General features: G+C 51.1%; 15 protein-coding genes. All 15 read right to left on the bottom strand.

All coding sequences use genetic code 11. From position 1 onward, the window contains the following. Positions 1-564 (bottom strand): ribosome recycling factor, encoded by a 564-nt coding sequence (frr, locus tag THS27_RS14655; protein WP_085592116.1) that lies wholly within the window; start codon positions 562-564, stop codon positions 1-3. A gap of 2 nt (positions 565-566) precedes the next feature. Continuing rightward, positions 567-1,298 carry a UMP kinase gene (pyrH, locus tag THS27_RS14650; protein ID WP_085592114.1) on the bottom strand — a complete coding sequence of 244 codons (732 nt, stop codon included), beginning with the start codon at positions 1,296-1,298 and terminating at the stop codon, positions 567-569. Positions 1,299-1,459: 161 nt separating this feature from the next. Next, a complete protein-coding gene (tsf, locus tag THS27_RS14645) occupies positions 1,460-2,383 on the bottom strand; it encodes a translation elongation factor Ts (RefSeq protein ID WP_085592112.1) in 924 nt (307 codons plus the stop codon). Between the two features lie 89 nt (positions 2,384-2,472). Then, positions 2,473-3,255 carry a 30S ribosomal protein S2 gene (gene rpsB, locus THS27_RS14640; RefSeq protein ID WP_085592111.1) on the bottom strand — a complete coding sequence of 261 codons (783 nt, stop codon included), beginning with the start codon at positions 3,253-3,255 and terminating at the stop codon, positions 2,473-2,475. 198 nt (positions 3,256-3,453) lie between these two features. Then, entirely contained in the window at positions 3,454-6,939 is a 3,486-nt protein-coding gene (dnaE, locus tag THS27_RS14635) for a DNA polymerase III subunit alpha (RefSeq protein ID WP_085592109.1), read from the bottom strand. Between the two features lie 93 nt (positions 6,940-7,032). Continuing rightward, a complete protein-coding gene (locus THS27_RS14630; protein ID WP_085592108.1) occupies positions 7,033-7,767 on the bottom strand; it encodes an ABC transporter ATP-binding protein in 735 nt (244 codons plus the stop codon). Further along, complete coding sequence (locus THS27_RS14625) at positions 7,760-9,010, bottom strand: lipoprotein-releasing ABC transporter permease subunit (protein WP_085592106.1); 1,251 nt, start codon at positions 9,008-9,010, stop codon at positions 7,760-7,762. The genes THS27_RS14630 and THS27_RS14625 overlap by 8 nt, the downstream gene beginning before the upstream one ends. A 96-nt stretch (positions 9,011-9,106) precedes the next feature. Continuing rightward, complete coding sequence (proS, locus tag THS27_RS14620) at positions 9,107-10,426, bottom strand: proline--tRNA ligase (RefSeq protein ID WP_085592105.1); 1,320 nt, start codon at positions 10,424-10,426, stop codon at positions 9,107-9,109. 185 nt (positions 10,427-10,611) lie between these two features. Further along, positions 10,612-11,100, bottom strand: a complete 489-nt coding sequence (locus tag THS27_RS14615; RefSeq protein ID WP_085592103.1) for a hypothetical protein — start codon at positions 11,098-11,100, stop codon at positions 10,612-10,614. Positions 11,101-11,517: 417 nt separating this feature from the next. Continuing rightward, positions 11,518-11,769: a DUF1467 family protein gene (locus THS27_RS14610; RefSeq protein WP_085592101.1), complete on the bottom strand. Its 252-nt coding sequence runs from the start codon at positions 11,767-11,769 to the stop codon at positions 11,518-11,520. Positions 11,770-11,823: 54 nt separating this feature from the next. Further along, positions 11,824-12,228, bottom strand: coding sequence for a methylmalonyl-CoA epimerase (gene mce / locus THS27_RS14605; protein WP_085592099.1), 405 nt, complete (start codon positions 12,226-12,228; stop codon positions 11,824-11,826). A 74-nt stretch (positions 12,229-12,302) separates the two neighbouring features. After that, positions 12,303-13,964, bottom strand: a complete 1,662-nt coding sequence (locus THS27_RS14600; protein WP_085592140.1) for a ribonuclease J — start codon at positions 13,962-13,964, stop codon at positions 12,303-12,305. 84 nt (positions 13,965-14,048) lie between these two features. Further along, positions 14,049-14,846, bottom strand: a complete 798-nt coding sequence (locus THS27_RS14595) for a type III pantothenate kinase (protein WP_085592098.1) — start codon at positions 14,844-14,846, stop codon at positions 14,049-14,051. An 80-nt stretch (positions 14,847-14,926) separates the two neighbouring features. After that, positions 14,927-15,685 (bottom strand): biotin--[acetyl-CoA-carboxylase] ligase, encoded by a 759-nt coding sequence (locus THS27_RS14590; protein WP_085592096.1) that lies wholly within the window; start codon positions 15,683-15,685, stop codon positions 14,927-14,929. Position 15,686: 1 nt separating this feature from the next. After that, complete coding sequence (gene nuoN, locus THS27_RS14585) at positions 15,687-17,126, bottom strand: NADH-quinone oxidoreductase subunit NuoN (RefSeq protein WP_371455678.1); 1,440 nt, start codon at positions 17,124-17,126, stop codon at positions 15,687-15,689. Between the last annotated feature and the right edge of the window lie 8 nt (positions 17,127-17,134).

The following is a 17,134-nucleotide window of genomic DNA, read 5'->3' as shown; positions in this document are numbered from 1 at the left end:
TCAGACTTGCATGATTTCCTGTTCTTTATGGGCCAGAGCTTCGTCGATATCGGCAATCACCTTATCGGTCAGCTTCTGAATTTCTTTTTCCTCGGAACGCAATGTGTCTTCGGAAATGATGCTGTCTTTTTCCCATTTCTTCAGCTGATCCATGCCGTCACGACGCACGTTACGCACAGAAATACGGGCCTGCTCGGAATACTTACCGGCAACCTTGCTAAGATCAGCACGGCGTTCTTCGTTCAGAGCAGGAATCGGCACCCGAACAAGGGTACCATCGGCAGCCGGGTTCAAACCAAGACCGGAATTACGAATGGCCTTTTCAACCGACTTAACCATCGTTTTGTCCCAAACCTGAACCGACAGCATCCGCGATTCAGGAACACTGACCGACCCAACCTGGTTAAGCGGCGTCATCGTCCCGTAGGCTTCAACCATGACCGGGTCGAGAAGGCTAACACTGGCGCGACCGGTACGCAGACCGGTGAATTCCTTGTGCAACACTTCAAGGGCCCCTTCCATACGGCGGGACAGGTCTTTTTTTAGGCCAGCAACGTCAGACACCTTCAGTCTCCATTCGAAATAATCGTAAACGTACCTTTTGCACAAACAACGTCGGCAAAAGCGCCCGGATTATGCAAAGAAAATACGATTACGGGAATATCATTTTCACGCGCCAAAGAAATAGCGGAAGCATCCATAACACGCAAATCTTTCGCAAGTACATCCATATATGTCAGTGAGTCATAACGAACTGCATCAGGATGGGTTTTGGGGTCCGCAGTGTAAACGCCATCAACCTGCGTTCCCTTTAACAGGGCATCGCATCCCATTTCAACCGCGCGCAAGGCCGCTGCGGTATCGGTGGTAAAAAACGGGTTGCCCGTGCCTGCTGCGAAAATAACCACCCGGCCCTTTTCCATATGCCGCACGGCACGGCGCCGAATATAGGGCTCACACACTGATGACATCGGAATGGCGGACTGCACACGGGTTTGAACCCCGTGGCGCTCAAGCGCGTTCTGAACCGCCAGGGCATTCATAATGGTAGCAAGCATGCCCATGTAATCAGCTGTGGCACGTTCCATGCCCTGCGACGCACCCTTCACACCGCGAAAGATGTTTCCGCCACCAATCACCATGCAGACTTCAGCCCCCATGTCATGAACGATCTTGATCTCGCTGGCGATCCGATCAACGGTATCGGGGTCAAGACCGTATTGTTGTTTGCCCAGCAAGCCTTCGCCAGACAATTTCAACAGCACACGACGAAACTTCAACGGGCCGTTTTCTGCCATATCCAGATGCCTCTCAACGCTGATTTGTGCCACCATTCAAGCAGGTAGCAAACTTCAGATATAAAAAGACCGGCGAGCAACAGGGTGTTAGCACTCTGAAGACCCCGCCGGCCTGGATCATACACGAATTGATACTTTCCGCATCAATTCGATAAGATGTCTTATTTCTTCAACTGCTCAGCAACTTCGGCAGCGAAGTCTTTTTCTTCTTTTTCGATCCCGTCGCCGAGTTCAAAGCGCAGGAAGCCCTTAAGGGTAATCGCGGTACCAGCGTCTTTCGCTGCTTTCTCGATTACGGCTTTAACCTGGCTTTCACCGTCGATGACAAAGGTCTGTTCCAGCAGCACAACCTGTTCGTAATATTTACGAATACGGCCTTCGATCATCTTGGCAATGATTTCATCCGGGCGGCCAGATTCTTTAGCCTGATCGGTCAGAACAGCTTTCTCGCGCTCAACCAGTTCCGGGTCAAGATCAGCAACAGTTGCCGATGCCGGGTTGGTGGCGGCAATGTGCATCGCAATCTGCTTACCAAGGCCTTCCAGAACAGCGGTGTCAGCTTCGGATTCCAAAGCAACAAGAACGCCAATCCGGCCCAGATCGGAAGCGATTGAAGAGTGAACGTAAGATGCGACAAGACCTTTTTCGACCGAAATCGAAGCAACGCGACGCAGGTTCATGTTTTCGCCGATTTTGGCGATCATGTGGGTAACCTGTTCTTCGACATTGCGTGACGTCCCCGGGAACGGGGTTGCCTTCAGGGTTTCGATGTCACCATTGGCAACAACACCCAGCTTTGCAATTTCGGAAACAAACGTCTGAAAGTCTTCGTTGCGCGATACAAAGTCGGTTTCGGCGTTCAACTCGACAACGGCACCGGCAGTACCATTAACAGCAACACCAACCAGACCTTCGGCAGCAACGCGGCCTGCTTTCTTGGCAGCAGCAGCAAGACCCTTGGTGCGCAGCCAGTCAACAGCGGCATCAATATTGCCGTCGGTTTCGGACAACGCTTTTTTGCAGTCCATCATGCCGGCGCCGGTAGTTTCGCGAAGCTCTTTCACGAGAGCAGCGGTAATAGCCATTTTTTAAGCCCCTATTACGCGATCAAGTGGATAACACCTAAAGAAACGGCGGCATGATAGCCGCCGGATCCCCAGATATAAAATGAAATTTAAGCGGAAGCAGCCTGATCGGCGGCTTCGGCAGCAGCAGCTTCCTGCGCCGGGAGTTCTTCGGCTTCACCGAGATCTGCACCCGAAGCAGTCATTTCTGCCTGGATACCGTCAAGAACGGCACCAACAAACAGGTCAGAATAAAGCTGAATTGCGCGGATCGCGTCGTCGTTACCCGGGATCGGGTACTGAACGTCTTGCGGGTCCGAGTTGGAGTCCAGAATGGCAACAACCGGAATATGCAGGTTGCGTGCTTCATGGATTGCCAACGCTTCTTTGTTGGTATCAACCACGACGATGATGTCGGGCAGACCACCCATATCCTTAATACCGCCCAGTGCGCGTTCAAGTTTATCGCGCGAACGGGTCAGGTTTAGGATTTCTTTTTTGGTCAGGCCTTCAGCGCCGGAATTCAGGATTTCGTCCTGTTCTTTCAGGCGTTTGATCGAACCCGAAACAGTGTTCCAGTTGGTCAGCATACCGCCGAGCCAACGATGGTTCACATAGTACTGGCCGCAACGTTTTGCAGCTTCAGCAACAACCGGGGATGCCTGACGCTTGGTACCGACAAACAGAACACGGCCACCAGCAGCAGTCACGTCGCGAACAGCCTGCATCGCGCGATGCAGCATCGGAACGGTTTCCTGAAGGTTCAGGATGTGAATGTCGTTACGCGCACCAAAGATGTAAGGCTTCATCTTCGGGTTCCAGCGACGGGTGTGGTGACCAAAGTGGACGCCAGCTTCCATCAGCTGACGCATGGTAAAGGTTGGCAAAGCCATGATAATTTCCTACCGTTTTCCGGTTAATACCTCCGTGGGAAGGAATTTTGCCAAATGGCAAAACACCGGATGGACGAATACATAACTATTCGCCACGCTCCCACGTGCGATGTTCGAGGCGGGTTTTAGCGCCGCATCCCCAATATTGCAAGCGTTAAGTAGGCAACAAGCCCCACAAAAACCTGCCAAACAAAACAATCAGATTTCCTCGGCAAATTCCACACCGGGAATTGCCCCAACGGCCCCGATCAATGTAGGGCCAACCTTATAGTTATCTGTCAATTCAATTTCCGCAATGCGGCCATCCGGGCAGATCGAAGAAATATTGACCAGCCCCCGTCCCCGCCCTGCTTTTTCAAGCAGTTCACGAATTTCCAAAATCGGCTCGGTCCGGGTCAGACGAATGCGAATACCTTCTGCCGCGCCTGTCACGGCCTGCTCCAGGTCCTCGACACGTTGCCCCTGTATGCGCAACTGGCCTTCGCGGAACTCGGCCGACACAATTAACAATAACGGCTTGCCGGAATTAATCACTTCTTTATAGGCAGCCCATGCTTCGGCCCAAAAAGCTACTTCAAAACTACCGGTCGCATCAGACAGCATGACAAAGGCAAATTTGGAGCCGTTCTTTTTTGAAATCATTTCGCGGGCATTAATCAGCGTTCCGGCCAGCTTGATCGCCCCCTTGTTCTGGGCACGCATCCGGGCTTCCAGCTCGGAAAACGGGGCAACACCAATACGCTGTAAACTTTTACCAAATGTATCGAGCGGATGTGCCGACAAATAAAATCCGATGGCCGAAAATTCTTCGGTCAGTTTTTCCATCGGCACCCAATCGCGGCCATCCGGCATACGGATGGTATCCTTGCCAAAACCGCTATCATCACCAAACATGCTGATCTGGTCATTGTTGCGCGCCTGCATTTCACGCTGCGACACAGCTAATATTTTATCGACATTCTCATACATCACGCGGCGATTATCATGCAGGCAATCAAGAGCCCCGGCACGTACCAGGTTTTCAAGCAACCGCTTGTTTAACGCCTTGCTGTCAATCCGGGATGCAAAATCGGTTAAATCCTTAAACGCACCATTCGCGTCGCGCGAGGCAACGAGGCTTTCCATTGCCGCATCCCCCACATTGCGTACCGCAGCCAATGCATACCGAATTTTGCGCACACCACCCTGGTTTTCAACCGTAAAGGCAACGCCGGAATTATTAATACACGGCGGCAATATTTCGATACCAAGCCGCTCAATTTCCTGTTTGAAAATTGCCAGCTTGTCAGTGTTGTGCATATCAAGCGTCATCAGTGCGGCCATAAATTCGACCGGATAATTCGCTTTTAAATAGGCTGTTTGATACGCCACCAGCGCATAGGCTGCCGCGTGCGATTTGTTAAACCCATAGGATGCAAACTTGGCAACCTGGTCAAAAATATCCGATGCCTGCTGCCGATCAACATTGTTTTTTTCCGCACCATCCACAAACAGCGAACGCTGCTTTTCCATTTCCTCGGCAATTTTTTTACCCATGGCCCGGCGCAGCAAATCTGCGCCGCCCAGGGAATAACCCGACATCAACTGGGCCAGCTGCATGACCTGTTCCTGATAGATCATGATGCCATAGGTTTCTTCAAGGATCGGCTTTAGCATCGGGTGCATATAGTCGGGTTCTGCGCGCCCGTGCTTACGTGCAATGTAATAGGGAATATTGTCCATCGGCCCCGGACGATACAACGCCACCACAGCGATAATATCTTCCAGCGTATCGGGCTTAAGGCCACGCAATACGTCTTGCATGCCCTGGGATTCAAGCTGGAACACGCCGACGGTTTCAGCCGCAGACAACAACTTAAAAGATGGGCGATCATCAAGCGGAATTGCGCTGATATCAAAGTCTTGTGGAACGTCCTTACGTTGACGCATCAAATTAACGGCTTCAATAATCACCGTCAGGGTTTTCAAACCCAAAAAGTCAAACTTGACCAGCCCGGCATTTTCAACAAACTTCATGTTGAACTGCGTTACCGGCATATCTGATCGGGGGTCGCGATAAAGCGGCACCAGTTCATCAAGGTCGCGGTCACCAATCACCACACCGGCAGCATGGGTAGACGAATTCCGGTAAAGCCCTTCGATCTGCATGGCGATGGTTAGCAAACGGTCAATATCGGGATCTTCACGCGCAATACGGCGCAGATCCGGCTCCATATCGATCGCTTCTTTCAGCGGGATAGGTTTGGCCGGATCACCGGGGATCATTTTACAGATTTTATCAACATAACCATACGGAATGCTCAGCACACGGCCCACATCGCGCACAGCCGCCTTGGCCTGCAATTTACCAAAGGTAATGATCTGTGCGACGCGATCATAACCATATTTATGTTGCACATATTCAATAACTTCGCCGCGCCGATCCTGACAAAAATCGACGTCAAAGTCCGGCATCGACACGCGTTCCGGGTTAAGGAAACGTTCAAACAGCAATGAAAAACGCAATGGATCCAGATCGGTAATCAGCAAGGCATAAGCCACAAGCGACCCTGCCCCGGACCCACGGCCCGGACCCACAGGAATTTCATGTTCCTTGGCCCACTGAATGAAATCGGCAACGATCAGGAAGTAACCAGGGAACCCCATCTGGTTAATAATACCCAGTTCATATTCAAGGCGCGCATTATAGGGTTCCGCGACCTTCTGTTTTTCCGCCTCGGTCATATCAGCGGTATAAACATATTTATCCAGTCGCGCCTGCAGGCCATCAAAGGATTTATGGCGCAATTCATCCACTTCCGTCCGGCCTTCACCGCAGTCAAACGGTGGCAAAATCGGATCGATTTTTTCAACATGCCAGGCACAGCGATGAGCAATAACCAGCGTATTGTCGCAAGCCTCGGGAAGGTCGGCAAACAGCGCGCGCATTTCTTCGGCGGTTTTAAAACGGTGGTTTGGTGTCAATCGCCAGCGATCATCCTGACCTACAACGGCTCCTTGCCCGATACAAATGAACACGTCATGGGCTTCATACATCTCTGCACGTGGAAAATAACAATCATTGGTCGCCACCAGCGGCACATCATGATCATAGGCCAGATCGATCAGGCGAGGCTCAACCAATTCTTCCGACGCCAGGCCGTGACGTTGAATTTCAATATAAAGCCGATCATCATAGATCTCTTTCAGGCGCTTTAGACAATCAACCGCCTTGCTTTGTTGTTCTTCACTTAACAATCGTGCCAATGGGCCCGATGGGCCACCGGTCAGGCAAATGACACCGTCACAATGTTCAGCCAAATGATCAAGCCGCACCTTTGGCGTACTGCCTGCTTCAGTCGTCATGTGGGCGCGCGACACAATTTTCAGCAGGTTAAAATAACCGGTTTTGTTTTGTGCCAGCAAAACAAGTTCATCGGGGTCCGGTTCCCGGCCTGCTTTCCCCAAAACAACTTCGGTGCCGAAACGTTCAATACCAACCTGGACACCCAGTATTGGCTGAATACCGGCACCACTGGCAGCCCCGGCAAAATCCAGCGCCCCAAACATATTGTTGGTATCTGTCATGGCGACAGCAGGTTGATTGTCAGCCGCGCACAGCTTTGCCAGTTCTTTTGTCGTAATCGCCCCTTCGGCCAACGAATAGTTGGTATGAACGCGCAGATGGATGAAACCACTTTCCATTGCAGGGGACCTCGATAAAAAAGCACAACAACAAAGACCAAGGGCGCCACAAGGGCGCCCGCCGATCATACATTTATAGGAACCGAAACCCGATTATGAAAGTGTTTCCGGATCAATTTCGACAAGGTGACCATCGCGCAACGTAATGATACGGTCCATCTGCCGGGCCAGTTCCGGGTTATGCGTTGCAATTAACGAGGCCAACCCCGTTTGACGCACCAGCGACACCAGCATACCAAAAACATTATCCGCCGTTTGCGGGTCCAGATTACCTGTTGGTTCATCCGCAAATAACACATCGGGCACATTGGCAAGCGCCCGGGCAACAGCAACACGTTGCTGTTCCCCACCTGACAAGCGTGCAGGGCGATGTTGCGCACGGGCTTCAATACCCAGGCATTGCAACAGCTCCATCGCGCGAACTTCGGCATCCTTGCGTTTCAGACCGGCAATCATTTGCGGAATAACCACATTTTCAAGTGCCGAAAACTCCGGCAATAAATGATGATACTGATACACAAAGCCAATATGATTTCGACGCATTTCGGTGCGCGCCAGATCGGACAGATCGGTACTGCGTTTTCCGCCAATCGAAACGCTTCCCGAATCCGGGCGTTCCAGCAAACCCGCGATCTGAAGCAAAGTTGATTTACCTGCCCCCGACGGGCCGACAAGGGCGACAATCTCGCCTTCGTTAATTGTCAGATCAATCGCTTTTAGAACTTCAAGTTTTTCCGCCCCTTGCGAAAAAGAGCGCACAACCTTTTCAAGTTTCAGCATCGGTTTTACTTGGCGCTGGGCGGCCGATTTTTTCTGCACATCATTCATACCGCAGCGCCTCCACCGGATCGAGGCGCGACGCGCGCCATGCCGGGTAAATCGTTGCCAGGAACGACAATACCAGCGACATCAGGCAGACCATGACCACTTCATTGACATCAAGATCGGCAGGCAATTGCGACAGGAAGTATATTTCAGCGTTAAACAGATCGGCCCCGGTCAGGCTTTGAATAAACTGGCGGATGCTTTCGATATTTTCACAAAACACAACGCCCAGCAGCAAACCACTTAATGTTCCCAACACGCCAATCGACGCACCTGTCAAAAAGAAGATCCGCAACACAGCCCCACGTGTCGCCCCCATGGTGCGCAAAATCGCGATATCGCGCCCCTTATCCTTCACCAGCATCACCATGCCGGAAATGATATTAAAGGCAGCCACCAGAATAATCAGCGTCAGGATCAGGAACATCACATTACGTTCGACCTGCAAGGCATTGAAGAAATTGGAATTGGACTGTTGCCAGTTCACCAGCCGCAAATTTTCACCGCGTAAATTTTGCAGCAAATCATCCATCGTATCGGAAAGACGCGATGGATCCTTTAACACAATTTCAAAATTTGAAATCTTGCCTGACATTTGAAAATAGGTCTGTGCTGCCTGCATTGGCATAAAGATGAACCCGGAATCGTATTCATACATGCCAATATCAAACAGGGCGACCACATGGTAGGACCGCATCCGCGGGACCGACCCAAATGCCGTAACCTTGCCTTTGGGCGAAATCAGATTAACCGTATCGCCAACACCCAGGCCCAGTTTCATCGCAAGACGTGCGCCCATAATGATCGCATCGTCGCCTTTAAAATCTTTCAGGCTGCCAAAAACGATGTTGTCGGCCAGTGTATCGCGCTTGACGATATCGTCAGGCAGCATGCCACGTACAATCGCACCGGTCGCCCGTCCGCTTTTCGAGGCCATGACCTGGCCTTCAACAATCGGATTGACCAGCGTTATATTGCCGGTTTCAACAATCTTTTTTTCAATATCGGCATAATCAGGCAAGCCGTCAGGGTTTTGTGCGTAAACCGATATATGCCCGTTCAGTCCAAGAATGCGAGACAGCAGTTCGGCACGAAAACCGTTCATCACGGACATCACGATAATCAGCGTCGCCACACCCAGCATAATGCCAAGCAACGAAAAAATCGCAATTACCGAGACAAAGCCTTCCTGCCGACGGGGACGCAGATAGCGAAACGCCACCATGCGTTCGAACGGACTGAACATAGGCACATCATCCTTGTGGAGAAGGGTTTCGTCTGAAACCCGTATGGGTCATATCAAATTTTCGTACGGGGCGGTCATCCCGCCCCGTATCCGGCATCAGATACCGATCTGGCTAAAGGCAGCCTCAAGGGTGACTTCGGAACGTTCACCGGATTTACGGTTTTTAAGCTCCACAACACCATTGGCCAACCCTTTGGGCCCAATCACGATCTGCCAGGGCAAGCCGATCAGGTCCATATCGGCAAACTTACCGCCGGCACGAATGTCACGGTCGTCATACAGCACATCAATTTTGGCATTTTTGAGTTTGCCATAAATATCTTCGCAGGCTGCATCACACGCATCGTCACCGGTCCGCAAATTGATCAGACCAACCCGGAAAGGGGCCACTTCTTCGGGCCAGATAATGCCGTTTTCATCGTGTGACGCCTCAATCAGGGCACCAACAAGACGGGACACACCAATTCCATACGACCCCATCATGACCGGCACTTCCTTGCCATCAGGGCCCAGAACAGTTGCCCCCATCGGTTCGGAATATTTGCTGCCAAAATGGAAGATATGACCAACTTCAATGCCACGCGTGGCAATCAGGTCACCACTTGCAACCGGGCAATCTTCGGCCACGTGTTTTTCGTCGGTCGCGGCGTAATCTTCCAGCGTGGTCTGGACCCAGCCTTCAAGGTTGGTGCGATCATTTAAATCAACACCCTGCCCGGTCAGGTCTTTTTCCAGCCATTTCTTATCGCAGAAAACTTCGCTTTCACCGGTTTCCGCCAGAATAATGAATTCATGGCTTAAATCGCCACCGATCGGGCCGGTATCGGCAACCATCGGAATGGCCTTCACGCCCAGTCGCGAAAATGTCCGGCAATAGGCCAAAAACATTTTGTTATAGGCATGACGCGAGCTTTCGTAGTCGATATCGAACGAATACGCATCTTTCATCAGAAATTCGCGACCCCGCATCACGCCAAAGCGCGGGCGGATCTCGTCACGGAATTTCCACTGAATATGGTACAACATCTGCGGCACCTGCTTATAGGACCGAATATCTTTACGGAAAATATCCGTAATGACTTCTTCATTGGTCGGCCCAAACAGCATGTTGCGATCATGTCGATCGGTAATGCGCAGCATTTCCAGCCCGTAATCTTCATAACGGCCACTTTCCTCCCACAACTCGGCAGGCTGAATGGTTGGCATCAGCAGTTCGTTACAGCCAATGGCATCCTGCTCTTCACGAACAATCTGTTCGATCTTTTTGAGAACGCGATATCCCAGCGGCAGCCAGGAATAAATGCCAGCCGAAAGCTGCCGCACCATCCCGGCGCGCAACATCAACCGATGAGAAACGATCTGCGCTTCTGACGGGGTTTCTTTAAGGGTGGGCAGGAAGAACTGGGAAAGACGCATCAATGCCTCGTAATAAAGCAATCTGGGAAGGTAACAATTACCAAAAATCTTGCCCGGAACATGCGACAGCCACAGCGGAAAGGCAAGACGGAACTTGAAATTTGCCGGAATAGACCCGGACCAAAATCTAAGAAAACATCAGACCTGAACCATATAAAATTCCCTGCACGCATCTTCCAAGAGGATCAACGATACCCCGCAGCCTGACATGCTGCAATCAAATCGGCATTGTGGGCAGCATTTCCAATTGGTTTGTCATTAAAATAGACTTGACCGTTGCGATATGTAATCCGGCCAAGGTCTCCCTCGCCGCTAATTCCTGCCGGTGTCGAAATACCGGCAAATTTAAAAAAATCGATCGTGACGGGAAATTCGATCACATCCGGCAGGATAATCGGATTTGTTTCTACCCCGGGGCCTTCGGCAGGCGTTACGGCTTTGCCATTAACGTCAACGCCGGGTTGATACGCAACACCGGCATCCGCTTGATATGCCACCACAGCCTGACAGGCATCCTTGGTCACCGTCACGGTTGGGGTACTTGATGCACCCGAATCTTTTTGTGCAGAATCCGCAGCAAAAACAGGATTCATCAGCGCTGTAATTACGGCAAAAACAGGCACAAGCACCTGTAAACACGCCCTTTTAAAGCGCGAACAAACAAACAGCTTCATGGCAAAAACACCTTCTAACTATTTGACGTAACATAATTTTGTTACACAACGTTACATGCATTTGTGAAGTTTGGTCAAAACATCTTGCATAATCGTGAATTATATGGCTTTTTAACCGTCCTGAAACGACGCAAGATCGTAACGGACAGACGATCCGCAGCCGCTCATAAAATGCGGGAGGCTTTTTTGCCAATAAGCACAAAAGAAGCAGGCGCGACGTCGAATAGAAACCTGTGCCAATGAGCCCAGGTCTAGGAGGAAGTAATAAAGATAACGGGAAAACAGCTATAAAATAGCGCTAAAGCAAGATCTTAGGATCTTGCTTTTTTTTTGTTCCCGCAAGGATAATCTCCCAACAAAAAAAGAGAAATCCTGAAAGATTTCCCCTTTTTACGACATCAGGTATATTTACTGCACCTATTTAAAGGCGTCAGCTGCCGGGCGAATATCAATCAGGCCACTGGTAATCACAAAATATGCCACGCCCCACAGAATTGCCGATATCAACGATGTCGCCAGTATTTTTTTCCACATATGCGGGTTTTGCGGCGCACCACTATCATGGCCTTTTTCAACAACTTCCTGCCGACGGACCCCAACCGGCAAGACCGTGAACAAAACCAGCCACCAAATGATCAGATAGGTGACCAAACCCGAAAACCAGCCCATGGGATATCCTTACATAAACAGTTAAGCCGACTATAAAAAAGCCGTTACCCTTTCTCAGCTTTGTTCAAGCTCAACCAGCGTGCCATTAAAATCCTTGGGATGCAAAAACAGAACCGGTTTGCCATGCGCACCGATCTTTGGTTCGCCCGTTCCAAGAATACGCGCACCTTGCGCAACTAAACGGTCGCGTGCAACCAGAATATCCTCAACCTCATAACAAACATGATGAATGCCACCGGCGGTATTTTTTTCCAGAAATGCCAGGATCGGCGAATTGTCACCCAACGGATATAACAATTCAATTTTGGTATTGGGCAATTCGACAAAAACCACGCGAACGCCATGATCAGGCTCATCTTGCGGTTCGGAAACATGCGCACCCAGCACATCACGGTAAAGGCGTATGCCTTCATCCAGATCGGGAACGGCAATGGCAACATGATTTAGACGGCCAATCATCGCGGGCTCCTGATTGCATCCTGATTAAAACAGATATTGCCCCGGCCCTTTCAGGCGGATCGGGGCAATACGCATTATTCTTCGGTTACACGCATCAAATGAACTTCGATCAATGGACGTTTGCCCTGACGCTGGCGAATGGGTCGGCGCACGGCTTGGCGAATGGCCAAAATTACTGCGGAATCGTTCAACACTTCATCATCGTCGAGCTGATCAACACGATTGCCAATTTCAGCAGCAAACCGGTTTAATTGAACGTCATCATCAGCTTCGTCAAAAAGACTGGGGGCGGTAATCATGGGCTCGCCCACCATTTCACCAAACTGATTAAGCACGACGGTCACAAACATCACGCCATTCCACATGATGCGATTACGGTTACGAATGGTATTGGAATCCCGCTTGATCAGCCGCCCACCATCCAGGCATAGAATACCAGTATCAACTTCCTCAATCACACTGGCAAAGCCCGGAGACAGGCGAATAACCGTGCCATCATGGGGGACCACTGTTTCAGGTATCTGGCATTCCCGTCCCAGATTGGCCTGCTCTCGCAAGTGGCGAGGTTCCCCATGAACGGGCACCAGAATTTTTGGCCGGGTCAACTGATACATGCGCGCAAGATCAGCCCGCCCCGGGTGGCCCGAAACATGAATTGGTTCGTCACGGGCGGTAATCACGTTGATCCCCCGTTTAATCAGCGCATTCTGAATAAACCCGATCGATTTTTCGTTACCGGGAATTTCACGCGCCGAAAAGACAACCGTATCGCCGGCATCAAGCTGGATTGTCGGGTGTTCTCCCCGCGCGATGCGGGCCATTGCGGCACGGGGTTCACCTTGTGATCCGGTGCAAATCAATAACACCTGATCCTTGGGAACTTCCATCGCATCTTCATCAGATAAAAGGTTGGGATACCCCGTAAGATAACCCACCTTTTTTGCCGCTTCCGTAACCCGGCGCATGGACCGGCCTGCCAGGGCAACGCAGCGTCCGTTTTCGTGAGCAGCCTCGATAATCGACTGAATACGCGCTACATTCGTGGCAAAACAGGCGATGGCAATACGACCGGTCGGGGTTTTGGCAAACAAATCTGCCAAATTACGTGCGACTTGCCCTTCCGAACCGGTTTCGCCTTGGGAAAATACATTGGTCGAGTCACAAATCAGGGCGTTCACGCCCTCGTCGCCCAGGGCTTCCAGCTTTGCCATATCCGCTGCACTGCCGATTTGCGGATCGGGATCGAACTTCCAGTCGCCCGTATGCACAACCAGCCCTTTGGGGGTACGAATTGCAAGGGCGTTTGGCTCCAGTATCGAATGGGTCATGGTGACCATTTCGATATCAAATGCGCCCAGCTTAAAGCGACCGCCCAGTTCAACTTCGTGAATGGGCACCTGATCAGCAAAATCGGTTTCGGCCAGTTTGGCTCGTAAAAATTCGGCGGCAAACGGCGTTGCATAAATAGGGCAACGCAAGCGCGGCCACATATAGGGAACCGCCCCAAGATGATCTTCATGCGCGTGGGTTAAAACCAGGCCCAGGAGTTTGTCTTTGCGGTCTTCGATAAAGGTCGGGTCCGGCATGACAACGTCTACGCCAGGCAAACCCTCCTCACCAAAAGAAACCCCCATATCAACCATTAACCACTGGTCATTATAGCCATAGAGATTAAGGTTCATCCCGATCTCGCCGGAACCACCCAGCGGGACAAACAGCAACTCATCCTTTGGCAAAAACAAATCCACGAAACCTCACTTTTTCGATCAAACCGATTGCATGCGTATGAAAAACCATACGCAGCCAATAACATAATTCTTTTACGCCAAATGTCCGGCTTTGTCGTTTTCCAAATTCTGACGATATATCATCAAAAGGCCCATCATCGTCAAATCACCATGCGAATGACCAATTTCGTCAATCGCGCGCGCAAATAACGGGGCCAGACCACCGGTAGCCACAACTTTCATTGCCGGTTCGTTTTGCTGATGACGAATACGCATCAACAGTCCTTCGATCATGGAAATATAGCCCCAGTAAACACCGGACTGCATAGCTTCGATTGTATTTTTGCCAACAACATTGCCGGGGGCCTCGACAGCAACCATTGGCAACTGGGCCGCCGCCATGTGCAGGGCCTTAATGGATAAATTGACACCCGGTGCAATTACCCCGCCCAAATAATTGCCCTGCCCGTCAACAACATCAAAGGTCGTCGCTGTTCCGAAATCCAGCACAACCAATGGCCCCCCAAACAAACGATGTGCAGCAACAGCATTTACCAGGCGATCTGCGCCAACTTCACTAGGGCGATCCATGATGATTTTCATTTTCAAATCAACATTGGGCGTCCCAACAACCATTGGCTCAACATTAAAATATTGACGACACAGGGTTTTCAAACTGAACTCGGCCGCAGGCACCACCGTTGCAATAATCGCTCCGCTAATCGCGGTACGCGGCACACCTGATAATTCAAAAAGATGATGAAGCCAGACACCCAGTTCGTCTGCTGTCCGCTCAACTGTCGTAGAACAGCGCCACTGTCCTTTAATGGTATCCCCATCAAATACAGCAAAAACGATATTGGTATTTCCAGCATCTATTGCCAGCAACATGGTCGATCATGGTTCCCTGGTTAAAACGCCAGAAACGTCCCGGTCCTATATATTGGACCTGCACTTAAAGAATTACCGGATCAGCTTTTAAAAAACACTTCGCCAGCACCGATAATATGTTCAATGCCCTCTTGGTCTTTTAAAATCAACGAACCGCCGTGATCAAGCCCGACGAAAGTTCCAGCAAGGGTTCGTTCACTTAACCTGGCAACAATAGGGTCGCCAAAACCATACGCGCGTGCCAGCCAGCTTTCACGCACGGCATCAAAGCCATGTATGTGCCACTGGTCCAATAAATCGTCCATTCGGGAAGCATAGGCAGAAATCAGATCTTCGGTACGGATCATCGCGCCCAAACTGGCAAGTGATATCGAAGGACGTTCACTATCATCAGGATGAAACGCAATATTCACCCCCGTCCCAATCACCAGATAATCGGTATCACGACCAGAGACAGAGGCACTTTCAAGCAATATACCACACAGCTTGCGCCCATCTACCATAAGGTCATTGGGCCATTTACATTGTGCGACAACCTGCCTTGCCGTGACCATATCAATGGCTTCGGCCATTGCCAGGGCCGCCAGAAATGTCAGCCGGGCCGTTTCCTGTAATGGGCCATCAGGCCGGAGCAACAATGACAAAAACAAATTGCCAACAGGCGACTTCCATTCCCGCCCGCGTCTTCCCCGCCCTGCAAGTTGGCGCCGGGCCCAAATAAGGGCGCCACCAGGGGCGCCCTTATCTCCGAGGCGCTTTGCCTCTTCATTCGTGCTGTCGATGACTTCGTGGAAATGCAGAACATATCCGTTAGGAAGGCGAACGACAGGATCCGTCATATCAATGTCCGAACAGGGCAGACGCCGCCGCAGCAGCACTATCGGTTAACGGGTTCGGGAAGAACGCAAAAACCAGAATAATGATGGTAGCAACAGCCATGATCACGTTAAGTTCGGTGCCATTCCGGTCAAAACCTTCAACGGGCTCATCGAAATACATGACCTTGATAACGCGCAAATAGTAATATGCGCTAACAACCGACGTCACCAGACCAATCACTGCAAGGGTAATCAGGCCGGAATCAACCGCTGCCTTAAACACATAAAACTTACCAAAGAACCCTGCGAGCGGCGGGATACCGGCCATCGAGAACATCAGAAGCGCACTAACAGCCGCCATTAACGGTTTGGTCCGCGACAGACCTGAAAGATCGGCAATTTCTTCCACCATACGATCGTGACGACGCATCGACAGGATCACGGCAAAGGTGCCGATATTCATCACCAGATAAATACCCAGATATACCAGTACAGCCTGGACACCGGCTTCGGTTCCTGCGGCAAGGCCAACAAGGGCAAAGCCGACATGGCCAATGGATGAATAAGCCATCAGACGTTTGATATTGTTCTGACGCAAAGCCGCGAACGAGCCCCAGACCATCGACAGGATGGAAACCAGAACAATGATCTGTTGCCAGTCAGCAACGACATGGGCAAACGGCCCCAACGCAACACGCACGAACAATGCCAGACCGGCAATTTTCGGAGCAACAGCGAAAAAGGCAGTAACCGGGGTTGGGGCACCTTCGTACACATCCGGCGTCCACATGTGGAAAGGTGCAGCCGATACCTTGAAGCACAGACCGGCAAAAATAAATGCCAGACCAACCAAAGTACCTACCGACAAGCCACCATTGCTCACCGCATCGCTAATAACGGCAAAGTTGGTCGACCCGGTAAAGCCATAAACCATCGACATACCATAAAGCAGCATGCCCGATGCAATAGACCCCAGAACAAAGTATTTCAGGCCGGATTCCGTGGCGCGCACCGTGTCACGACGAATGGCCGCAACAACGTAAAGCGCAAGACTCTGCAATTCCAGGCCGACATATAGTGAGAGCATGTCGGATGCCGACACCATCGCCATCATGCCAAGGGTTGCCAGCATCAACAGAATCGGAAATTCAAATCGTGCCATCCGTTCGCGTTCAGCGAACTTCATCGACATGATCACACCAAGTGCAGAACCGATCAGGATCAGAACCTTGCAGAACCGCGCAAACGGATCAGCCAGGAACTGGCCCGAAAAAGCGGCCCCGCCCTCGCCCGTGATCACAAGGATCAGGGCGATAACCATGGCACCAACCGCGGCCCAGGAAACAGTACGGAACGAACGATCCTTGCCGGTGAAAACGCCCAGCATCAACAACGCAAGCGATGCCACGGCCATAAAAATTTCGGGCAATGCCGCCCCGAGGTTGAGCATAGAATCTCCCATGTTCATTC

The organism is Thalassospira sp. MCCC 1A01428, assembly GCF_002115825.1.
Taxonomy (GTDB): Bacteria; Pseudomonadota; Alphaproteobacteria; order Rhodospirillales; family Thalassospiraceae; genus Thalassospira.
This window is presented reverse-complemented; position numbering and strand designations above follow the sequence as displayed.